The sequence below is a fragment of the Methylomonas methanica genome (genome assembly GCF_001644035.1).
Lineage (GTDB): Bacteria > Pseudomonadota > Gammaproteobacteria > Methylococcales > Methylomonadaceae > Methylomonas > Methylomonas methanica_A.
Genome location: NZ_LUUG01000082.1, coordinates 67,124 through 89,889 on the forward strand (window position 1 = coordinate 67,124; position 22,766 = coordinate 89,889).

At 53.4% G+C, this 22,766-nt stretch carries 19 protein-coding genes; 10 read left to right on the top strand and 9 right to left on the bottom strand.

Annotated features, from left to right (window positions below; translation table 11 throughout):
- Positions 1-27: 27 nt before the first annotated feature.
- A complete protein-coding gene (locus A1332_RS14385) occupies positions 28-549 on the bottom strand; it encodes an ankyrin repeat domain-containing protein (RefSeq protein WP_064009170.1) in 522 nt (173 codons plus the stop codon).
- Positions 550-620: 71 nt separating this feature from the next.
- Between A1332_RS14385 and apaG the strand changes: the two genes are divergently transcribed.
- The 3 genes from apaG (at position 621) to A1332_RS14400 (ending at position 2,227) form a co-directional block, all read left to right on the top strand.
- Complete coding sequence (gene apaG, locus A1332_RS14390; RefSeq protein ID WP_020484295.1) at positions 621-998, top strand: Co2+/Mg2+ efflux protein ApaG; 378 nt, start codon at positions 621-623, stop codon at positions 996-998.
- Positions 998-1,831 carry a symmetrical bis(5'-nucleosyl)-tetraphosphatase gene (locus tag A1332_RS14395; RefSeq protein WP_064009171.1) on the top strand — a complete coding sequence of 278 codons (834 nt, stop codon included), beginning with the start codon at positions 998-1,000 and terminating at the stop codon, positions 1,829-1,831. The genes apaG and A1332_RS14395 overlap by 1 nt, the downstream gene beginning before the upstream one ends.
- Positions 1,832-1,906: 75 nt before the next feature.
- Positions 1,907-2,227 carry a periplasmic heavy metal sensor gene (locus A1332_RS14400; RefSeq protein WP_064009172.1) on the top strand — a complete coding sequence of 107 codons (321 nt, stop codon included), beginning with the start codon at positions 1,907-1,909 and terminating at the stop codon, positions 2,225-2,227.
- A 59-nt stretch (positions 2,228-2,286) separates the two neighbouring features.
- Here A1332_RS14400 and speD read toward each other — a convergent pair whose 3' ends face one another.
- Positions 2,287-3,066 carry an adenosylmethionine decarboxylase gene (gene speD / locus A1332_RS14405; protein WP_020484292.1) on the bottom strand — a complete coding sequence of 260 codons (780 nt, stop codon included), beginning with the start codon at positions 3,064-3,066 and terminating at the stop codon, positions 2,287-2,289.
- A gap of 4 nt (positions 3,067-3,070) precedes the next feature.
- On the bottom strand, positions 3,071-3,490 hold the full coding sequence (locus A1332_RS14410) for an OsmC family protein (RefSeq protein ID WP_064009173.1): 420 nt from the start codon (positions 3,488-3,490) through the stop codon (positions 3,071-3,073).
- Between the two features lie 128 nt (positions 3,491-3,618).
- Here A1332_RS14410 and crp point away from each other — a divergent pair, with 128 nt between their 5' ends.
- On the top strand, positions 3,619-4,272 hold the full coding sequence (crp, locus tag A1332_RS14415) for a cAMP-activated global transcriptional regulator CRP (protein ID WP_020484290.1): 654 nt from the start codon (positions 3,619-3,621) through the stop codon (positions 4,270-4,272).
- A 20-nt stretch (positions 4,273-4,292) separates the two neighbouring features.
- Here the strand turns inward: crp and A1332_RS14420 are convergent, their stop codons facing one another.
- Together A1332_RS14420 and A1332_RS14425 are read right to left on the bottom strand one after the other, a co-directional pair.
- Positions 4,293-7,355 (bottom strand): efflux RND transporter permease subunit, encoded by a 3,063-nt coding sequence (locus A1332_RS14420; protein WP_064009174.1) that lies wholly within the window; start codon positions 7,353-7,355, stop codon positions 4,293-4,295.
- Positions 7,355-8,341 carry an efflux RND transporter periplasmic adaptor subunit gene (locus A1332_RS14425; protein WP_231890303.1) on the bottom strand — a complete coding sequence of 329 codons (987 nt, stop codon included), beginning with the start codon at positions 8,339-8,341 and terminating at the stop codon, positions 7,355-7,357. Before A1332_RS14425 ends, A1332_RS14420 begins: the two co-directional genes overlap by 1 nt.
- A gap of 322 nt (positions 8,342-8,663) precedes the next feature.
- Between A1332_RS14425 and A1332_RS14430 the strand changes: the two genes are divergently transcribed.
- Positions 8,664-9,359 carry a TetR/AcrR family transcriptional regulator gene (locus A1332_RS14430; RefSeq protein ID WP_064009176.1) on the top strand — a complete coding sequence of 232 codons (696 nt, stop codon included), beginning with the start codon at positions 8,664-8,666 and terminating at the stop codon, positions 9,357-9,359.
- Here A1332_RS14430 and A1332_RS14435 read toward each other — a convergent pair whose 3' ends face one another.
- The gene (locus tag A1332_RS14435) at positions 9,360-10,145 is read right to left on the bottom strand and encodes a dienelactone hydrolase family protein (RefSeq protein ID WP_197491468.1); all 786 of its coding nucleotides are present in this window, start codon (positions 10,143-10,145) and stop codon (positions 9,360-9,362) included.
- 158 nt (positions 10,146-10,303) lie between these two features.
- Between A1332_RS14435 and A1332_RS14440 the strand changes: the two genes are divergently transcribed.
- On the top strand, positions 10,304-11,503 hold the full coding sequence (locus tag A1332_RS14440; RefSeq protein WP_064009177.1) for an MFS transporter: 1,200 nt from the start codon (positions 10,304-10,306) through the stop codon (positions 11,501-11,503).
- Positions 11,504-11,646: 143 nt separating this feature from the next.
- The gene (locus A1332_RS14445) at positions 11,647-13,887 is read left to right on the top strand and encodes a sensor domain-containing diguanylate cyclase (RefSeq protein WP_064009178.1); all 2,241 of its coding nucleotides are present in this window, start codon (positions 11,647-11,649) and stop codon (positions 13,885-13,887) included.
- On the opposite strand, the gene A1332_RS14450 is transcribed toward A1332_RS14445, so the two are convergent.
- A complete protein-coding gene (locus A1332_RS14450; RefSeq protein ID WP_064009179.1) occupies positions 13,884-14,825 on the bottom strand; it encodes a M23 family metallopeptidase in 942 nt (313 codons plus the stop codon). The genes A1332_RS14445 and A1332_RS14450 overlap by 4 nt on opposite strands.
- A 12-nt stretch (positions 14,826-14,837) precedes the next feature.
- Positions 14,838-15,182 (bottom strand): outer membrane protein assembly factor BamE domain-containing protein, encoded by a 345-nt coding sequence (bamE, locus tag A1332_RS14455; protein ID WP_020484282.1) that lies wholly within the window; start codon positions 15,180-15,182, stop codon positions 14,838-14,840.
- Positions 15,183-15,292: 110 nt separating this feature from the next.
- On the opposite strand from bamE, the gene A1332_RS14460 reads away from it, so the two are divergent.
- Both A1332_RS14460 and A1332_RS14465 read left to right on the top strand, forming a co-directional pair.
- A complete protein-coding gene (locus A1332_RS14460; protein ID WP_064009180.1) occupies positions 15,293-16,897 on the top strand; it encodes a protein adenylyltransferase SelO in 1,605 nt (534 codons plus the stop codon).
- A 112-nt stretch (positions 16,898-17,009) separates the two neighbouring features.
- The gene (locus A1332_RS14465; RefSeq protein ID WP_064009181.1) at positions 17,010-19,163 is read left to right on the top strand and encodes a retention module-containing protein; all 2,154 of its coding nucleotides are present in this window, start codon (positions 17,010-17,012) and stop codon (positions 19,161-19,163) included.
- Positions 19,164-19,232: 69 nt separating this feature from the next.
- Here A1332_RS14465 and A1332_RS14470 read toward each other — a convergent pair whose 3' ends face one another.
- Positions 19,233-19,802: a VPLPA-CTERM sorting domain-containing protein gene (locus A1332_RS14470; protein ID WP_064009182.1), complete on the bottom strand. Its 570-nt coding sequence runs from the start codon at positions 19,800-19,802 to the stop codon at positions 19,233-19,235.
- A 284-nt stretch (positions 19,803-20,086) separates the two neighbouring features.
- On the opposite strand from A1332_RS14470, the gene aceE reads away from it, so the two are divergent.
- Entirely contained in the window at positions 20,087-22,759 is a 2,673-nt protein-coding gene (gene aceE / locus A1332_RS14475) for a pyruvate dehydrogenase (acetyl-transferring), homodimeric type (protein ID WP_064009183.1), read from the top strand.
- The last annotated feature ends 7 nt before the right edge of the window (positions 22,760-22,766 follow it).

Here is a 22,766-nt window from a genome sequence, read left to right on the forward strand (position 1 = left end):
GGAAAACAGGGACGTGACTTTGTGTCATCATTTTTTGGGTTCTTCAGGTTTTTTTTCTTCGGCGGGTTTGGGCTCGCCTTCGATTTTTTCTTCGACTTTGGCTTCCGAGCCCTTGGCACCGGCAGCTTCTAAAAGTTTTACGATGTTTTCACGGCCAAGCTTTTTGGCCTTGTCGAGAATTTTCACGCTCTGGCTATCCGCGGCATTGACGTTGGCGCCGGCTGCGATTAACACGCCAACAATGTCGGCGCTGCCGAACATTACTGCATCCGTTAGCGCGGTGGAGCCCAGCTTATCCGCCAGATTAACGTCGGCACCATAAGCCAGTAGCGCCTTGACAATCCGTAAATTGCCGTTAAAACTGGCTGCCATCAGTGCTGTGCGCTCCGTTTCCAGCTTACCGTTGACGTCCAGTCCTTGCGCCAGTAGAGCCTCGACACGATCCAGCTTGCCGGTGGCGGCGGCGGCAAATAAATCCTTATTGTCTTCGGCAAGCGCCTGCACTGACAAGGCGATTAGCCCGACACTTAGAAATCTGCGGATATTCATCGGATTGCTTGCTTGCGTTTGGGTATGAGTTGGGTTGAAATAAGGCAAATACTGATTTACATCATCTATCAATGAGCGAAAAAAACAAAGTTTTAGTTGAAGCCCAACCCTACTACATCGAGGCCCAATCGTCCCCCGAACAGAACCGCTATGTGTTCGCCTACACCATCACCATCACCAACGTTGGCTCCACGCCGGCTAAATTGCTGACCCGGCACTGGTTAATCACCGATGCCAACGGCAAGGTGCAGGAAGTAAACGGCGACGGCGTGGTGGGAGAAAACCCGCATCTCAGCCCCGGTGATTCGTTCCGCTATACCAGCGCGGCGATGATAGAAACTCCGGTCGGCGTAATGCAGGGTAAGTATCAAATGCAGTCGGACGCAGGCGAAAATTTTAACGCAGCCATTCCCAAATTCACCCTGTCGATACCTAGAACCCTGCACTAATGGCGATTTATGCAATTGGTGACATTCAGGGCTGTTACGACGAGTTCCGCCGCTTACTGGACCATATAGGCTTCGATCCCGGCCGGGATCAACTCTGGCTGGCCGGCGATCTGGTTAACCGTGGCCCAAAATCGTTGGAAACACTGCGTTTTGTGAAGGGCTTGGGCCCGGCGGCGGTTACCGTGCTAGGCAATCACGATCTGCATTTGATTGCGACCGTGGTGTCGCTAGGCAAGGCCGGTAAAAAAGACACACTAGGCGAGATTTTACGAGCCGAGGATTGTGAAGAGCTTATAGCCTGGCTACGCCATCAAAAGCTGTTCCATCACAACGACGATTTTTGCATGTTACACGCCGGCCTACCGCCGCAGTGGGATTTTGAAACCACACTACGCATGGCGCGCGAAACCGAGCAGGCTATGCAAAGCCAGGACCACGAACGTTTTTTCCGCTCCATGTACGGTAACAAACCCGTAGTGTGGCGCGACGATTTGCTGAAAACCGAAAAACTGCGCTTTGCGATCAATTGCTTCAGCCGACTGCGGTATTGCACCGTAGACGGCGTAATGGATTTTGGGCCGAAAGGCGCGCCCGGCAGCCAGCCCGAGCATTTACTACCCTGGTTTGAAGTGCCGGGCCGCAAAAGCATCGATATGCGCATCATCTTTGGCCACTGGTCCACGCTGGGCTATTTCGACGGCTATAACTGTTATTCGATAGACACCGGCTGTTTGTGGGGCGGACAATTGACTGCACTGGAACTGTCTGAACAACCCAAACGCTTCAGCATTGACTGCGCGGCCTCACACAATCCCAAGGCTTTTTCAGCGTAGTGAACTTTTGCCGGCATTCCGGCATCAATTTGCTCGCACATCAAGCACCACCTCAACTTAACTCGAGATTAGCCCATGCGAAAAAACCTGTTCCTCGCCATCATCCTGGCTTTGCCCTTAACCGCCTTCGCCTATCCAAGCGAAAACGACTACGGCCAGCCGGTAGATCACAAACTAGAACATTTGAACAAACTGCTGCAACTCAGCCCTGAGCAAAAAACCAAACTGGAAGCGATTTTTAAAGAACAGCACGAAAAATTCCGCGCCATCCACGAAGAGTCGCACAGCCGGATGAAAGAGGTGTTAAGCCCGGAACAAATGCAGAAAATGGACGACTTGCGCAAACAACATCAGGAACAGATGCGCGAACAGGCCCCTCGTAAGCCAGCCCCATAAACAAAACAGCCTCAGCGGTAACGGTTACCGCTGAGGCTGTTGATTGAGCTAGCAATTTTTTAAGAGAAATTCCGGCCGTAAAAAATCTCGGCCATTTCTTCCTGCAGCATGCCTTGGATTTCCTCCTGCTCTTCGTCGCTGAAATTACTTTCCTTCTCGAACAAGTAATTTTCCAGTTCGGTTTCTTTCAGCATCATCTTGGTGTGGAAGATGTTTTCCTGATACACGTTAACATCGATCATCTGGTAGAGCTCTTTCGTGCTTTCCGCGATGTAGTTCTGGATCGAATTGATTTTATGATCGATGTAGTGCTTTTGCCCGGACACGTCGCGGGTAAAGCCGCGCACCCGGTAGTCCATGATCACGATGTCGGACTCGAAGCTGTGAATCAGATAATTCAAGGCTTTCAGCGGTGAAATTTGCCCGCAAGTCGACACGTCGATGTCGGCCCGGAACGTACAAATGTCGGTATCCGGATGGCTTTCCGGATAGGTATGCACGGTGATGTGGCTTTTATCCAAATGCGCCAGGATGGTATCGGGCAAGGGGCCGGGGGATTCTGAGTTCATTCCGGCCGGAATCACCGCGCCTTCCGAAATCAACATCGTCACGCTGGCGCCTTGCGGATCGTAATCCTGGTGGGCGATATTCAAAATTTGCGCGCCAATGATGTTGGCCACGTCTTTTAAAATTTGGGTCAAGCGTTTGGCGTTATAGGCTTCGTCGATATATTCGATGTAGGCTTTCTCTTGCTCTTTCGGTGCATAGCAAACGTCGTAAATATTGAAACTCAACGATTTGGTCAGGTTGTTAAACCCGTGTAACTGTAATTTGCTCAACCTATCAACCCTCTATAACTTCAAAATCATGACTTATTTCCACGCCCGCTTTGCCCAACATGATGGACGCCGAGCAATATTTTTCGGCGGATAATTTCACCGCCCGTTCCACTGCCGCAACCGGTAGATTTTTACCGGTAATCTTGAAATGCAAATGAATTTTGCTGAATACGGCCGGCACGGTGTCCACGCGTTCCGCAGTCAACTCGGCAGTGCAATGCACAATCTCGTGGCGGCCTTTTTGCAAAATATCCACCACATCAAACGACGAACAGCCACCCACGCCCATTAACAGCATTTCCATGGGCCGTAGACCCAGGTTGCGACCGCCGTGATCAGGCGGTCCATCCATCACTACCGTGTGCCCGCTGCCGGACTCGCCGACGAACAATCTGCCGTCGACCCATTTAATCGTTGCCTGCATGACATATCCCAACCAGAATCAAAATTGTCGGGAATTTTACAACGAACCCGTCAAATGTCTTGATTTTTTTGTAAAACTACTGCACCTTGATAGGGTAACCAATCTAGTTCACAGAATTATTACAAATTATGAGCTTCGTTAAACAAAACAAGATTTCTCCATCCGCCCTGGACGCCTTTTTACGCTTCTGCCATGTTAGGAGCTATCCAGCCAAAATCACTATCGTGCGCCCAGGCGATGTTGGCGACAAACTATTGTTTGTGGTCGATGGCTCGGTCAGCGTCAGCGTCGAAGACGAGGAAGGCCGCGAATTAATATTGGCGTATTTGAACAAACACGATTTCGTTGGTGAGATCGGCGTGTTCAAAAACGCCGAAACTCGTAGCGTACTGGTGAAAACCCGCACAAAATGCCAGATGGCGGAAATCGGTTATGAGCGTTTCAAATTGCTGCTGAACGCCGAACTACGCGATCAAGCGGTGGAGATTTTGACCGTGCTCGGTGAACAGCTCTCGACGCGTTTGCTGATTACCAGCCGCAAATACCGCGACCTGGCCTTCATGGACGTGGAAGGCCGTATCGCCCGCACGCTGTTGGATCTGGCCAAGGAGCCGGACGCGATTACTCATCCGGACGGCATGCAGTTGCACATCACCCGCCAGGAAATCGGCCGCATCGTCGGTTGTTCCCGGGAAATGGCTGGACGCGTATTGAAAGAGCTGGAAGACAAGGGCTTAATCACCGCGCACGGTAAAACCATCGTGGTATTCGGCACTCGTTAAAGCCATTTGGCGGGGCGAATTCATTCGCCCTTTGGCATGTTACCGCCCAACTGCTTTACCAGACTTTGCCGAGTACCGTCGACATAGGTAAACACCACCGGCACCACCAGCAGACTTAGCAAAGTAGAGCTGATCAAGCCGCCGATCACCGCCACCGCCATCGGCTGACGAAAACTGGCGTCGGCGCCCCAACCCAAGGCAATCGGCAACATACCGGCAATCATTGCCACCGTGGTCATGACAATCGGCCTGGCGCGTTTATGACAGGCATCCAATAAAGCCTCGTGCCGACTTAGACCGTGTTCGCGCATCGCCAGCAAAGCATATTCCACCAACAAGATCGAGTTTTTGGTGACAATGCCCATCAACATGATCAAGCCTATCATCGACGGAATATTCAACTCGCCGCCGGTCAGCAACAAGGCGATAAACGCGCCACCCATCGACAAGGGGATCGCCGACAGGATGGTCAAGGGTTGAAAGAAATCCTTGAACAGCAGCACCAACACGCAAAACACGCACAGCAAGCCGGTCAGCATCGCCATACCGAAACTGCTAACCAGTTCTGCCATAATTTCCGCGTCGCCGGTACGAATCAATTTAACGCTGGACGGCATATTCGCCACGGCCGGCAAAGTCTTGGCGGCAGCCAGCGCCTCACCCAGGGACATGCCCCCCAATTCGGCGTTGACCGTGACATAGCGGCGCCTGTCGTACCTATCAACCTGCGCGGAGCCGCTAGCCAGCGACAACTCAGCCACGCTGGATAGCGGCACCAGCTTATCACCGGCCCTAACCCTCAGATTGGCCAGTACCTGTAAATCCTGCCGCGCGGCATCGGCTATCCTTACCCGTATCGCGAGTTGACGGTTATCCAGATTCAGCTTGGCCAGTTGGGCATCGAAATCGCCGCTGGTGGCAATGCGCACCGTTTCACCGATCAGTTCGGCCGTCACGCCTAGTTCGGCAGCGCGCTGCCAGTCCGGCCGAATCGCAATTTCCGGCCGTTCCAGACTCGCCGTGGAGCTGATGCTGCTCAAAGTACCCACCTTACGTAAATCGCGCTCCAAAGCCTGCGCACTGGCTTTTAAAGCCGCCGCATTATCGCTGGACAGTATCAAAGACATTTTCTCGCCAGGGCCACCCATACCAATGGAAAAGCGGGCGCCGGGTACATCACGCAATACCGTTCGCACCGCCTGTTCAATCTGCGATTGATGCGGCCGCTGCCCCCGCTCGCTCAAAGTTAAAGTCAGCGCCCCCTTGCGTTGTTCACCGGGTCTGGTCACCCCGCCACCGACTATTTGACTGCTGCCGACCGCGGTAAAAATGTGCTCGACACCTGCCAGCGGTTGCAGCACGGTTCTCGCCGCTTCGGCCACGCGACCGGCATCGTTTATCGAACTGCCCGGCGGCAACTCGAGTTGCACCGTGGTGTAGCCGCGATCGGCGGGCGGCACGAAGCCCGCCGGAATCAAGGGCAGCAATAAGCAAGCGCCGATAAAAAACAGCGTGGATAGCAGCATCGTGGTCTTGCGATGACATAATGTCCACCGCACGGCTTTTAAGTAAATGGGCATCAATCTACCATCGACGCTGGCCGGATGATGCCCCTCAGTGAGTAAATAAGCCGCCAGCATCGGCGTCAGCAAGCGCGCTACCAGCAAGGACGCCAGCACCGCGACCACCGCCGTCCAGCCGAATTGTCTAAAAAACAGTCCTGACACGCCGTTCATCAGCGCGGTAGGCATAAACACCACCACCAGCGTCAAGGTGGTGGCGATCACCGCCAGCGCGATTTCATCGACCGCCTCGGCGGCGGCCTGGCGGATGCTCTTGCCCATCCGCACGTGCCTGGCGATGTTTTCGATTTCCACGATCGCGTCATCCACCAAGATCCCGACCACGATAGCCAAGGCCAGCATGGTCAGCATGTTCAAGGAAAACCCCAGCCAATGCATCACCGCAAAGGTCGGCAGAATCGACAAAGGCAAGGCAGAAGCCGACACCAAAGTCGCCCGCCAATCGCGCAAGAACCACCACACCACCAGCACCGCCAACAGCGCGCCTTCGTAGAGCATCATCATCGAGCCTTCATACTGCTCTTGCGAATACGCTACCGAACCGGAAATCAAGGTGAAGCTCAAGGACGGATCAGCTTCCTGCATCCGCGCCAAGGCCTGTTCCACATCCGCAGCGATGCGGGTTTCGTCAAAACCCTTGGCCCTGTAGATGTTGAAACCGATCAGCGGTTTGCCGTCCAACGCTGCCAATTGCGTGCGTTCGGCAACAGTGTCGCGGACCGTGGCGATTTGATCCAACCGCACCTCGCGGCCGCTGGCTATCGCCACCGGCAATGCCGCCAATTCGTTGGCCTGCCGCACCGTAGCCAATGTGCGCACGGATTGCTCCGCCAAGCCTAAATTACCCCGGCCGCCGGAGGACTCCTGCTGCACCTGCTTCAAGGCTCGCGATACATCGGTCGCGGTGACCCCCAGCGACGCCAGCCGCACCGGATCGACTTCCAGTTGTATTTCACGCTGCACGCCGCCCAGGCGTTCGAAACGACCGACGCCGGCCACGCCCAACATGATTTTGCTGACGTTATCGTCCACCCGCCAGGACAAGGCTTCCTCGTCCAGCTTGGTCGAGGCAATCGCGTAGGTCAAAATCGGTGCTCCGCCCACCGTTACCGCACTGATGCTGGGTTGCAGTACGCTGGTGGGCAAATCCGAGCGCACCCGATCCACCGCATCCTTGGTTTCGATCAAGGCATCGGAAAGTTTTTTCTCCAGGATAAATTCGACATTGATTTGCACCAAACCATCGGTAATCGAGGTGCGGATATGTCTCAAACCGGACAAAGTGGCAATCGAATCCTCGACTTTGCGCGCCACTTCGGTCTCCAGCTGTGCCGGTGCCGCGCCCGGTTGATTAAGCTTAACGATGACACTGGGTAAATCCAGATCCGGCAAACTCTGTATCGACAACTGCTGTAAGCCGCGCAGCCCGGCTAATGACAGTAAGATAAACAGTAAAATCGATGGGATGGGGTTGCGGATCGACCAAGAGGCAAAACTCATCAATCAACCCTTACCGTCGGCGCGATGTGCACTAGATCGCCATCATTGAGAAAGCCGGCACCCTCTATCACCACGCGGTCTGTTTCGCTCAAACCTTGGACAATTTCAATTTCCACGCCATACCGACGGCCGGTATCGACCGCCTGTAAACTAACCGGCGAGGTATCGGCGTCGCTGTGCAGCTTCAGCACATAGCTACGTCCGTCGCGGATCACCACGCCGGCGGCCGGCACAACCAGTGCCGGACGTTGACTTAACTCGATACGGCCATTGGCATACATACCGGCCCGAGCGTGGCTGCCGGGCAGGATATCGGCGTACATGATGCCCAGCCGCGACTGCTCGTCCAAGGCCGGCGCCAGTTGCCGCACTCTGGCTTGGGCAACGCTGCCGTCCGGCAGACTGAGTTGAATCGCCTGCCCCGCCTGAATTTGCGCGATTTGCCCGGCGGTCAATTCACCGCGCCATTCCAGCCGATTTTGCCGAATTAACCGAAACAACTCTTGCCCACTGCCCGCCACCGCGCCAAGTGTCGCCATTCGCGCGCTGATCGCACCATCGTCTGGTGCCCGCACCTCGGCATAGCCCAGTTGCAATTGTTTGGCTGCCAGCTGGGCCTTGATCGCATCGACCTGCGTGCGGGAGGTTTCCGCTTCGGTTTCATAACGCAACAACTCCTGTTGACTGAGCGTCGCGGCATTTTTTAATTTTTGAACCCGCTGTTTGTTGGTTTCGGCTTGGACGGCGTTGGCCTGAGCCTGAGCCAGATTCGCTTTCAATTGCGCCAAATCGGCACGCAGCATATCGGCATCGAAGCGGGCCAGTAGTTGACCGCGTTTTACCTGGTCGCCGACATTGACATTGACTTCGATTAACCGTAATCCGGTCTGCTGGGCACCGATTACAGCCTCTTGCCAGGCGGCTATCGCCCCGGAAGCTTCTATGGTCGTCGGCCATTGCCGCCATTGCGGCACTGCCCTTGTCACAGTTAGCGCCGGCGACGCTTTCCCCAAAGCGGAAGCGTCTGGACTTTCCGGCCTTAACAACCAAACTATAAGCGCAGCACAGAATACCAGTACGGTAAAAATCCCGATAAGCAATGAGCCGCGAACCATACCACGCTGGGAACGAAGGTTATAAAAGCTAATAGAACGCGTTAGGTGTGTCATCATGACGAAAAATCTCGGCAAACATTACTCAGCTCCAAGTCTATACGACAATTTAAAACTGAACCATCGGGTTTAGAATAAGCCAAACAATGGCCTATCGCTCGAAACTCAGCCGACACGTTTGAATAAGAGAGGTTCCATGAGAAAGAAAAGTGGAGAACGTTGCCAAGCCATTCTGGATGCGGCCAAAACCATGTTTGAAAAAGTCGGTTTCGAACAAGCAACCATGGCGGAAATCGCCGCGACAGCCGGCCACTCCAAGGCCACGCTTTACAACTATTTCAGCTCCAAGGAACAGCTGTTCCTGGAATTGGCACGCCGTTCCGCTGATCGCCACAGTGAGCAATTATTTTCGCTGCTGATGCCAAACTGCGGCAGCGCGTCACTGAACACGCTGCCTGACCAGGTCAACCAGGTCCTGGCGCTATTGCAACCTTCCGACGACTTGGCGGCAACCTTGCAGCGTTTCGGTGAAGGTGTGATGAGTAATTTTCTGACCTTGAAAAGCTTGGCGGCCCGGCGCATGTTGATCGCCGCAGCCGCCAATCAGCCGGAAGCCGGCCGCCTGTTTTTCGAAAACGGCCCCGCCAAAGGTATGCAATTTACCGCGCAATTTTTCGAACAAGCAATGAATGCCGGCCAGTTGCGGCGTGCCGACCCTAATGTGGCGGCCGCGCATTTTCGCGGCCTGCTGGAATCGGAAGTTTACGAATCGGGCTTGTTCAACGCCCGGCGGGAATTGAAACCCAAAGAAGTTAAAGCGGCAGTCGAACGCGCCGTCAGTGTGTTTATCAGAGCCTATGCGCCGACTGCCGCCGATTTGAATCAAGATTAACTATTGCTTGAAAACTTCGCGAAACAGCTGCTGCATGGCTTCCCAGGATTGTTTATCCGCGTCGGCATCATAAGCGATAGGTAGATTGTTGGCTTTGCCCAATCTGTCGGCATCGGGATTGCTGAAACCGTGGCGCACGCCGGGATAGTTGACAAAACGATAGTCCACACCCGCTTGGGTCATTTCTTGTTCAAAAGCCGCAATGCTATCAGCGCTGACGAATTCGTCGGCCGCGCCGTTCAACACCAATATCCGCGCCTTCACTTGCCCGGCCCGCGCCGGGGTTTGCGTTGCCAGATTACCGTGAAAACTCACCACCGCCGCCAGATCGGTACCCAGGCGCGCCATATTCAATACTGTCGCGCCGCCGAAGCAATAGCCTATCGCCGCAAGCTTGCCCTTATTAACGCTGGCTTGTTTTTGTAAAAAGGCCAAAGCCGCCGTAAAACGCAGTTGCGAAACGCCGGCCCGCTCCACTACGCTATTCATGAATGCCGACGCATCGGCGGCATGCTCGCTGGATTTGCCGTCACCGTACATATCGACCGCCAGCGCGGTATAACCCAGCTCCGCCAACATCTTGGCACGCTGCCGGGCATAGTCGTTCAAGCCCCACCATTCGTGAACCACCAGCACGCCGGGCTGTTTGTCGCCCTTTGCGTCGTCCCATACCAGATAGCCCTTTAGCGTGGTATCGCCGGCGGTATAACTGACGGTTTGCTCCTGCAATGCCGCCTGCAAACCGGAACTGAACAATAATGCCAAAAAGAATAAACCGCGCATCATGAAAACCTCCCGTTCAAAAAATGGCCTTACGTTTACATCGCTAACGGGCATTGTCAATCTCTCTGACCTTAAGACGATAAAATTCCACCTTAGCGGCGTGTTTTACAGCAAACTAGACGCTGTGATTTCCTTTAAACGAACAGCAAAACAGAGACCCCATGACACGCTCCGGCGCAAAACCTATCTGGCGACAAATCCCCAAAAGTGTTTGGGCATTGGGCTTTGTCAGTATGTTGATGGATATTTCCTCGGAAATGATCCACAGCCTGCTGCCGATATTCATGCTCACCACCTTGCATGCCAGCAGTTTGAGCATAGGTTTAATCGAAGGCGCCGCGGAAGCGACCGCGCTGATCGTGAAGGTGTTTTCCGGCGTGCTCAGCGATTACCTGGGTAAGCGCAAAAGCCTGGCCTTGATCGGCTATAGCCTGGGAGCCTTGACCAAACCCTTGTTTGCCATCGCCGGCAGCAACGGCATGGTCCTGACCGCGCGCTTGCTGGACCGGGTCGGCAAGGGCATACGCGGTGCCCCACGCGACGCGCTGGTAGCCGACATCACCCCGCCGGAAATTCGCGGCGCTGCCTTTGGTCTGCGGCAATCGCTGGACACAGTCGGCTCTTTTCTGGGTCCATTGCTGGCGGTGGCACTGATGCTGCTTTGGGCTAACGATTTTCGGGCGGTATTTTGGGTGGCGGTTATTCCCGGCCTGTTATCGGTCATGATGTTACTGTTTGGCGTGCGGGAACCCAAGCATATACAGCGTTCGCAACACGGTAATCCGATCAAACGCGCCAATCTGCAACGCTTGCATGCCGGCTATTGGCGGGTAGTGATTATCGGCGCGGCGTTCACGCTGGCGCGTTTCAGCGAGGCATTTTTGGTATTGCGTGCGCAACAAAGCGCCATTCCGATTGCGCTGTTGCCCTTGGCGATGGTGGCGATGAACATCGTTTATTCGGCCACGGCCTATCCGTTCGGCCGCCTGTCCGACAGCGTATCGCATCGCAAATTGCTGGGCTGGGGACTGGTCGTACTGATCGCTGCGGACCTGGTGCTGGCCAGTAGCGCCGATTGGCGAATCGTGTTGGCCGGCGTGGGACTCTGGGGGGTACACATGGGCATGACTCAAGGCTTGCTGGCAAAAATGGTCGCGGACACGTCGCCCGCCGACCTGCGCGGCACCGCTTACGGGTTTTTCAATTTGGTGGGCGGCATCGCCATGCTGTTGGCCAGCGTCATGGCGGGTTTACTGTGGGATAGCTACGGCGCCGAATTTACGTTTTATGCCGGGGCCGGATTTTGCTTGATTGCCTTATTCATCCTCGTCACTCAGCGTAGAGGTAAAGCTGATCATTGACCGCCATTTGCATAGCCATAGACTAAAAAAAGGAAAAATTCCCGAAAAATTTTGCAACAAGCTTACAAGCATGTAAGCTTTAGCGTACAAATAATCTCGTAAATGGCCGAGCTTTTCAGCCGAATAAGTACCTAAAGCCTAGTTTGAAATATATCCTTCTCAGCCGTTTACAGCGTATCAATAAATACCAGCTTTGGCTGATTTCGGTGGTTCTGGCGACAGTGCTCACCGAATCGATTGTGGCGATGATGGATTTGTTGCTGAATGGCGAAATCAGCGTCGACTATCTACTCACCGGCTTAGTCGCTTCACTGATTGTGGCCTCGTTGATCTGCGCGATGATCATTGTCTTTTTAGACCAACTGAGCAGCTTGAACGACGATAATATCCAGTTGAGCACTATCGTCACCGCACTGCCCATTCCGCTGGCGCTATTCGACGACAAGCGCAATCTGCAAATGCTGAATCCGGAGTTTACCAAGGTCTTCGGTTACCAGATCAGGGATATTCCCAACCTATCCGAGTGGCACCAGCAAGCCTTCCCTGACCCGGTCTATCGCGAAATAATTAGCGCGGAATGGCAAAAACGCTTTGACAATTACGACCTTGAATTTCAGCCCCTGGAAATCAAAATCCGCTGCAAAAACGGTCTGACCAAACACGTAATGGCCACCGCCACACGTATAGGTGGAGCCGATCATAAAATGCAGTTGGTGTTGCTCTACGATATTTCCAAACGCATTGAAGCGATGAACGCGCTCGCCGAGTCGCGTAGCTTACTGCAATCGGTGATCGAAACCATACCCATGCGGGTATTTTGGAAAGACCTGCAATCGCGCTACCTTGGTTGCAACTCGCAGTTTGCTCGAGATGGCGGCTTAACTGGCGCCGAAGACATCCTCGGCAAAGTCGATCAGCAAATGTCCTGGCATGATCAGGCGGAGCTCTACCGCGCCGATGACCATCTGGTAATGCAATCCAATGTGCCCAAGCTGGCGTATGAAGAACCGCAAACCACTCCCGATGGCCGGGAGATTCTGCTGCGAACCTCCAAAGCGCCGCTACGGAACAGTCTGGGCGAGACCATCGGGGTATTGGGGGTATACGATGACATCACCGAACTAAAGAAGATCGAAAACGAGTTGTGGCTGACCAAAACCATGGTCGATAAAAGCAAGACCGCTTTCTTCTGTCTTGATCCTAGGGGCATGGTGACGTACGTCAATGATTACGCGTGTCAGTCCTTGGGCTATTCGCGGGACGAATTGGTGGGTATGAGCCCTTGGGAATTCGATCCGGACTTTCCGGCCAGTGCCTGGTCGAGCATTTGGGGGCGTTTGCGCGACTGCGAAATCGTCAGCCACGAAAGCCGGCATCGGCGTAAGGACGGCACGATTTTCCCAGTCGAGCTCACCTGCCACTACATCGCTCACAATGGCTTGGAACTGAGTTTTACCTTTGCGCAAAACATTAGCGAACGTAAACGCCTGGACACCGAACTGCGGATTGCCGCAAGCGCTTTCGAATCGCAGGAGGGCATGATGATTACCGATGCCGATGCCTTGATTTTAAAGGTTAATAAATCGTTTACCGAAATTACCGGCTACTCCAGCGACGAAGCCATCGGTCAAAAAATGAATTTACTCAATTCCGGCATTCACGATGCGCTGTTTTTTGCGGAGATGTGGCAATCGATCGATTGCAAGGGCGTCTGGCAAGGCGAAATCTGGAATCGGCGCAAGAACGGCAATATATTTCCGGAATGGCTCACCATCAGCGCCGTGAAAGGCGCGGATGACAAAATCACCCATTATGTCGGCACGATGATGGACATAACGGCGCGTAAAGCCATAGAGCAACACATTCATCACCTCGCCCACTATGACGCACTGACCGACCTACCCAATCGCACCTTGCTGATCGACCGCCTGCATCAGGCCATCGCTCAGGCTAGACGCGAACACAACTTGCTGGCCTTGCTCTATCTGGATCTGGATAAATTCAAGCCCGTCAACGACAGTTTCGGCCACGATGTCGGCGACCTGTTATTGAAGGAAGTCGCGAATCGCCTGGAAGCGTGCGTGAGGCGCGAAACGGATACTGTGTCACGCTTGGGCGGCGACGAGTTTGTGATTTTGCTCGGTCAATTGGACAGGCAAACAGCAGCCGGATTGGTAGCGGAAAACATCTTGGCTAGTTTGAATGTGCCGTTTTTGATTCAACAACACACGCTGGATATTTCTTCCAGCGTAGGTATTGCCGTTTATCCCGATGACGGCCTGGAGGCGAATACCCTGATGAAAAACGCCGATAATGCCATGTACCAAGCCAAATGCGCCGGTCGCGGCTGCTTCCGGTTTTTTAGTTCTTCAGCGGATAGCTAATTGCCGATTGCCGGCGCAGCCCCGGATAACCACAGACCAAGCTGCGGCTCCACTGCCAGCCCCTCCGCGTCGGCGAATTGAAACGGTACGGAAATCAGTTCCATGCCGCGATTGATCTGCACCGCAAAATGCAAATGCGGCCCGGTCGTCAACCCGGTATTGCCGGAGTAGCCGATCAACTGTCCGGTTGCCACCCGCACTCCCGGATTGACTTGGGCCTTTTCCAGAGCCAGATGCGCATAAACCGCCATGGAACCGTCCTCATGCAGAATCCTGATGCTGTTGGCCTTGCCGGCGTAAGCCTGGCTGGTGCCATTGCCGGTGTAATCGTTTTCCACTTCCAGCACGACACCCGCGCGAGCCGCGTAAATTGGCGTATCAACCGGCATCATGATATCGACCGCATAACGATTTTGTTGATCGTGATGACTGTAAGGACCGTTAAAGGCTTGGGTAATTTGAAACTGCGCGCCGGTCGGCAAGGGTGGCTTATAAAGTGTCTGACTAACATAGCCCGATAACGGCCTCCCAACCACATAGCTGTATTGCAGATTGACGCTATAAGACCCGGCACGCTCGTTGGGAATAAGCGAAAACAAGCTGCCGGACTGCCCGGATTCGACGACAAAGCGGCGCGGTAAATCCGGATTGGCGCTGACATTTTCCCGCTCACGCCAATCGACGGCCAATTCGATAGGCCCCGGATACGCATTTAGCGCAAAAAAACTCGGTTGCAAACCATCGGCGGTTTTTTCCAGCCAAACGCGTTTCGGACTGGCGGCTTTTAATTGCCTGACTTCTACCGGCTGATTCGACGCGGGGGCCTGATCGGTAAAATACCAGTTGCCCTCGGCATCCTGATATTTATAAAGCTTTTTAGCTACGCCGCTACTGGACGCCAGCAACAGCAAAATCGCTAAAATGCCGCGGGCAAACACCGGCCACCGCGATTATTTGCGGGTAGAGCTAAAGGTGTAAGACCGCACCACACCTTGCGCATCGAAGCGAATCAGCAAATCCTGAGAGTCGTTGCCGCCAAACAAAGCATATTTGTAGATCCCGTAAGTCCAGGTAGGCTTACCATCTTCCATGCCGGTGCGCCAAGGCGTGCCGAACATTTCGGTAATGTCTTGCTTACGGGTTTGGCCGACCTTAATTTCCGGTACTCTAACCGGCGAAAACTCTTGGCCAACAGTAAAGCAACCGGTCAATTGCGTAGTCGCAAGGCTGGCGACTAACAGAAGTGAACTAAAGCCAAAAGCGCGTGGTCCGCGTTTTGCAAGAAAATTCTTCATTTGTATTCCCTGATTGAAAAGTTGATTGATATAAACTAGCTGTTAGTGGCTTATCTTAGCCGGTTCCAGCCGCGATTCGAAAATTTTTTAGCCACCGATAAGATGTCATCATGCCTACCGAAAACCACAATTCAGCCCTCGATAATCTGAACTTCGACAATCGTTTTATTCGCGAGTTGCCTGGTGACCCCGAACCGGACAATTTTCGGCGCCAGGTTTATGCAGCCTGTTATTCCCGGGCAAACCCGACACCGGCGCAGCAGCCCCGGCTGGTCGCTTATTCCAGGGAGGTGGCTGAGGATTTGGGCATATCTGTGCAGACCTGCGAATCAGAAGACTTTGCCCGGGTATTCGCCGGCAGCCGGCTGGCAAAAGGCATGGACGCTTATGCGATGTGTTACGGCGGCCATCAATTCGGCCATTGGGCCGGTCAGCTCGGTGATGGCCGGGCCATTAACTTGGGCGAAGTCGTTAATCAGTGTAATCAACGCTATACCTTACAACTGAAAGGTGCCGGCGTGACACCTTACTCGCGCAGCGCCGACGGACTGGCGGTACTGCGTTCGTCAATACGTGAATTTTTGTGCAGCGAAGCCATGCATCATCTCGGCGTGCCGACCACCCGCGCACTAAGCGTAATCCTGACCGGTAAGCAAGTGGTGCGCGACATGTTTTACGACGGTAATCCGCAAATGGAACCCGGCGCGGTGGTGTGCAGGGTCGCGCAGTCGTTTACCCGCTTCGGCAGTTTTCAAATATTCACCGCACGCGATGACGTCGATTCGCTGAAAAAACTGGTGGATTACACCATCCGTACCGATTTTCCGGAACTGGGCGAACCTTCAGTTCCTGTCTACCTGGATTGGTTCAAACAAGTATGCCGCAAGACCGCCGAGATGATCGTGCACTGGCAACGCGTCGGCTTTGTGCACGGGGTGATGAACACCGACAATATGTCGATTTTGGGTTTAACCATCGATTACGGTCCTTACGGCTGGCTGGAAAATTACGATCCGGACTGGACGCCTAACACCACCGATGCTCAGGGCCGGCGCTACCGGTTCGGCAACCAGGCGAAAATCGCCTATTGGAATTTGGTACAACTCGCCAACGCCTTATATCCCTTGATTATGCGTGCCGAAAGTTTGCAGCAAGCCTTATTGGCTTACACCGAAACCTTCGACGCCGGCTGGCAGGCGATGATGGCTGCCAAACTGGGTCTAACAACGTTCGAACCCAGCGAAGACGATGGCTTGGTTAACGAACTAACGCAGCTAATGCAAGCCGCTGAAACCGATATGACCTTGTTTTATCGGCAGCTGGCCGATGTCGATGTCAGCGCGGAATCCAATTCGCCGGCGCAATTTTTAGCGCTGTTGCAGCGCACCAGCTACGAGCCATTGACCGACGAAATCATGGAGCAAGCTACCCGCTGGTTCGCAATCTACCGCCTGCGCAGCCAACGCGATGACCGACCACCGCTGGAACGCAGTGCAGCGATGAACACGGTCAATCCCAAATATGTACTACGTAACTATCTGGCGCAATTGGCAATCGACCAGGCCGAACAAGGCGATTATTCTTTAGTTGGGGAATTGCTCGAAGTACTGCGTCAGCCTTACGCCGAACAACCGGATAAACAGAGTTTTGCCGCCAAACGCCCAGACTGGGCGAAGCAACGCGCCGGCTGTTCCATGCTGTCTTGCAGCTCTTAATGGCTCCTGTCCGCAAATTTGCAACCAAGGTACTATGTCAACTTGTTGAAATTAGCTTATTATTCGGCCAATAAATTGCGTTATTTATTTGGAATAATCTCCGGAGCAGAGCATGGCCCAAGAAATCGGCATCGTTAAAATCGCAACTGGCACCGTTACCGCCATTGCCGCCGACGGCAGTAAACGAATTTTACAGGTGGGCGACCGCGTTTACCCAACCGATATCTTGACCACTGCCGATGGCAGCACGGTGATGATACAACTTGCCAACGGCTCCTTCGTTGACATGGGCGGCAATGACAGCATGCCACTGAGCGCCGCTTTGCTGGAACAGGGCGAACCCGCTCAGATCGGGCAAAACCCGCAATCACAAGGACTAAGCGCTGAGGAAATCCAAGCCGCCTTACTGGCCGGCGCCGATCCAACCGCAATAGCCGAAGCTACCGCCGCCGGCGGAGCACCAGGGGCCGGAGGCGCACCGGGGGCAGGTAACGAAGGCCATGTGCCGGTTACTGTCGAATACCTCAACCCCGTAGCACCCGTCACCAACGGTTTCGATACCACGGGTCCTGAGGTGGCATTTCCGCCTATTGTGCAGGAAGTTTTGATATTGAATCCGGACCAGGCCGCTGTTACCTCCGGCAACCTACCGCCTATCGCAGGCAATGACAGCGTTACAGGTTTAACTCCCGGCAGCAGCGTTACAATCAATGTACTAGGCAATGACAACGACCCCGACGGCACGCTAAATCCCGCCAGCGTGCAGATCGTCGGCAGCACCGGCCCCGGCCAACCTTTAGCGGTGCCGGGCCAGGGCATTTGGACTGTCAATATCACTACTGGCGGCATTACGTTTACGCCAACGCCAGATTTTACCGGCAATCCAACGCCGATTACCTACACTGTGGCGGATAATTTGGGCTTGGTGTCCAACCCCGCTCAGGTGAGCATAGATTACGTAACTACTATCACTGTCAGCGATGTCATCGTGGACGAAAGTGACACTAGCTTGCCCCCTGCCGACACCGGCACACTGCGTATTAATGGTCAAGCACCAACATCGGTTGTCTTGTCGGCCAGCGGGGCAACGTGGGACGCTGCTACGCAAACCCTGACTGCCAACGACGGCTCTTATCAAGTAGTTGTGAACAATGACAGCTACACCTTTACCTTGCTGAATGCTTTGCCCCACATAAACACGGCCGCCCCGGAGTCACCGGCTATTGGCTTTACATTTTCAGCAGCGTTAACCGATCAGAATGGTGGCGTCGCCAATACTACGTTTACCGCAAACGTTTTTGATGATGGCCCCGTCGTGATTAACAGCAACGGAAATTTACAAGATGTCGCTGGTCAAACATTGACCGGCTTGATCGATTACGATTTAGGTTTTGACGGCTTTGGACGTTCCGGAGGCGTGACCTTGATTAACAACAATGGCACATTAATGTCCCGAGCGGACGGTATTTCTTACCTGATTCTCGACAGCAACGGCGATAATTTGCAAGAGCTTTATGCTTTTGTCGATAACGGCGCCTTAACGACTACATTTGCCGACCTCAGTGCCGACCGCATGGTGTTTTCGCTGTTGCCTACAGTGGACGGTGCCGTGGATGGTGCATATAAACTGGTATTACACGACCTGCTGGATATGCCTGCTGCATCTCCAACTAACTTGGCTTTCACCAATGCCACGAAGGACCCTATCAGTGGAAAAGTTGCTGTAGGAAACTCGCTGCTTGTGGAAGGCAGCGACCTGGCGATCAATCAGAACCATATCGGCGTTAACAACGATAGCGTATTGGATCGAGGAGAAGTGATCACCTATAAGTTTGGCACAGTTAACAACTACGACATCACCACCAGGGAATTAGTAAACTCGGTACAACTCAATGAAACCGATATCGGAAGCGGTGCGGACGGCTTCAGGTGGACCGCTTATAGGGGCGGAGTCGAAGTAGCCAGCAGAACCATTAACTTTGTCGCACCTGCTGGCGGTGGTTACGCACCAGCTATCAACGTCAGCGGCGGTTACGACGAGTTGAAGATACAAGTTACTGCCGGTAAATTCGCCGTCAGCGGTCTTCAATACACCAGCTTATCCAACCCACAAAGCTTGCAATTAAACTTTGGCTTTAACGCGACGGACGGCGACGGCGATAGCAGCGGCACTGGTTCTTTTACTGTAGATACCGGCGTATTGCTGAACACCGGCATTAGCAGCGTATTGCCGGATTTACAGCATCCAGATAGCGTTGTTCATTAAACGCAAACGTAAATGTCATAAAAAAGCCGGCTTCTGCCGGCTTTTTTATTTGCAGATAGGAATTTAGGATTAACTTGTTTTACGCTGTTTGCCGTAACCCAACATGCCAATCAAACCACTCAAAAACAGCCAAGTTGCAGCAGGCAAAGGAACTGCCGAGGTTGTATAGGATATTGTGGCCTGGACAAAAGGATTGCCACCCTGAATAGCGTTCAAATCAAATGTCACATCGGGGGATAAGGCCAGCGTGATAATAATTTTATGGTCCTGCGTCCAACTAAATAACTCATCGCCGGGCAACAAGAAACTTTCCGACCACTCGACCAAATCTGGATTAGTAACAGTACTGTTAGCATTAGTGGCTCCGACATCCTGGTCGAAATAATTTCCGTCCTCGATTTTCACCGAAATAACTTCGGGAGGCTGACTGTTGATAGTATAGTCCCCGCGCGCATGGATCAAGAATGTACCGTCGATCAAATCAGCCAAGGGGGCATCGTTTATAGTGAAAGTAAAAGTCTGTCCGCTTTCGGTTTGCTGGAATTCAGTCGAGGTAAAGCTTACCAGCCCAGCGCTAGCTTCTAAGCTTGCAGTAGAAAGAAACAACGCAACTAAGGATTTAACTAGTTGATTACGCATCGGGATTCCCTTAAAAATGAGTACTGGCACAAATTTTACGTCATGTCGCCTTGCAAAGCCACCTGTACTTAAGGGCTGAAACTCAATAAATCCAATTCGATTCTACCCATGCCACAGCCTTTTGCCGGTTTCGAAAAACCAAACCGTTGCGGTTTTTGTCCACATCCAGGTTTTACCTGGATTCCAGCCAGATTAGCTGGCGGCGGATTGCTAAAAAAGTATGCTCAAACCGGTCATTTCGGGTATCCTTTTTAAGCTAATCCAACGTTTTCCAAGGGCCCGTAATGACCAACAATACCGATATTGCCGCCAAACACGATATTGATCCTGCTGAAACCCTAGAATGGATGGAGGCACTGCAAGCGGTGATAGAAAAAGAAGGCGGCGAACGCGCCAGCTTTTTGATTGAAACCCTGCTCAGTACCGCCAGACAAGCCGGCATGGACATTCCGTTCTCGGCCAACACGCCCTACATCAACACCATCCCGATAGATAGACAACCCAAATTCCCCGGCAATACCGACATCGAACGCACCATCCGCTCTTATGTACGCTGGAATGCGATGATGATGGTGTTACGCGCCAACAAATACACCAATGTCGGCGGTCATATCGCCAGTTTTGCTTCAGCCGTCACCTTATACGACGTCGGTCAAAATCATTTCTGGAACGCCCCTTCGGACAAACACGGCGGAGACCTGATTTTCTCGCAAGGCCATTCCGCCCCTGGAACTTATGCTCACGCCTTCTTACTGGGCCGTTTGAGCGAAGAGCAAATGGACAGTTTTAGACAGGAAGTCGGCGGCAACGGCTTGTCGTCTTATCCGCATCCTTGGTTGATGCCGGACTTCTGGCAATTCCCCACCGTATCGATGGGCCTAGGTCCGATCATGGCGATTTACCAAGCCCGCTTCATGCGTTATATGCAAAATCGCGGCTTTGCCAACACCGACGGCCGTAAGGTCTGGGCCTTCTTGGGCGACGGCGAAACTGACGAACCGGAAACCTTGGGCGCCATCGGCATGGCCGGCCGTGAAAAACTGGACAACCTGATTTTCGTCGTGAACTGTAACTTGCAGCGCCTGGACGGCCCGGTGCGCGGCAACGGCAAGATCATTCAAGAACTGGAAGGCAACTTCCGCGGCGCGAACTGGAACGTAATCAAAGTTATCTGGGGCCGGCGTTGGGATGCCATTTTGTCCCGCGACAAAGATGGCTTGATCGTTAAACGCATGATGGAATGCGTCGATGGTGATTATCAAACCTTCAAATCCAAGGACGGCGCTTACGTCCGCGAAAAATTCTTCAACACCCCGGAATTGCAGGAATTGGTGAAGGATTACACCGACCGTGATATTTGGGAATTGAATCGCGGCGGCCACGACCCTATTAAAGTCTTTGCGGCCTTCAATTCGGCAGTCAATCACACCGGTCAACCGACCGTTGTGCTGGCGAAAACCATCAAGGGCTATGGCATGGGCGACTCCGGACAGGCGCAAAATACCAGCCATCAGCAGAAAAAGATGAGCATGGAGTCGATCAAATACATCCGTGACCGCTATCAATTGCCGGTCAGCGATGAAGAATTAATCAATCTGCCTTACCTACGTTTCGCGGAAGACTCCGCCGAACTGACTTACCTCCGCCAGCGCCGCGTCGATCTGGGTGGTTTCCTACCGGCTCGCCGCGCCAAATCTTACCCTTTGGAAATCCCCGCTTTATCGGCGTTCAAAACGCTATTGGACGGCACCGGCGAAGGGCACGAAATTTCCACCACCATGGCTTTTGTCCGTATCCTGAATATTCTGGTCAAGGACAAACAAATCGGCAAACGCGTCGTGCCTATCGTCCCTGACGAGTCGCGCACCTTCGGTATGGAAGGCATGTTCCGCCAGTTGGGCATTTGGTCACAGGTTGGTCAGCTCTACACCCCGCAAGACGCTGAGCAATTGATGTTTTATAAGGAAGACAAGCACGGTCAAGTGTTGCAGGAAGGTATCAACGAAGCGGGCGGCCTGTGCGACTGGATCGCGGCAGGTACTGCCTATTCGACCCACGGCGTACCGATGATTCCATTCTTTATCTATTACTCGATGTTCGGTTTCCAACGGGTAGGCGACTTGATCTGGGCCGCAGCCGACCAGCGTACCCGCGGTTTCCTACTGGGCGGCACTGCCGGCAGAACCACCTTGAACGGCGAAGGCTTGCAGCATGAAGATGGCCACAGCCACTTGATGTCCGCCACCGTACCCAACTGCTATTCTTACGACCCAACCTTCGCTTGCGAATTGGCGGTGATCATTCAGGATGGCCTGCGCCGGATGTATGTTGAGCAGGAAGACATCTTTTACTACATCACCTTAATGAACGAAAACTACGACCAGCCGGCCATGCCGGAAGGTGCGGAAGCCGACATTTTGAAAGGTATGTATTTGTTCAAAAAAGGCCCGAACAGCAAAAAACCGAGAGTGCAGTTATTGGGTTCCGGCACCATTTTTATCGAAGTGATCGAAGCCGCCAAATTGCTGCACGATGATTGGGGTGTGGACGCCGATATTTGGAGCTGCCCCAGCTTTACCGAGCTAGCTCGCGACGGCCAAACCTGCGAACGTTGGAACCGCTTACATCCGACCGAAAAGCCACGTACCACGCATGTCGCGCATTGCCTGGACAACAGCAAAGGTCCAATTATTGCCGCTACCGATTACATGCGGGCGTTTGCCGAACAAATCCGGCCTTGGGTAAAAGCGTCTTACACGGTACTGGGAACCGATGGTTTTGGCCGCTCCGATACTCGCGCCAAGCTGCGGAGTTTCTTCGAAGTGGACAGATACCACGTTACCGTCGCAGCATTGCACAGCCTGGCGCAAGCTGGCGAATTCGATGCCGCCAAGGTCGAGGTAGCAATTGCTAAATACAACATCAACCCTGACGCAACCGCTCCTTGGTTGATTTAACGGAAAG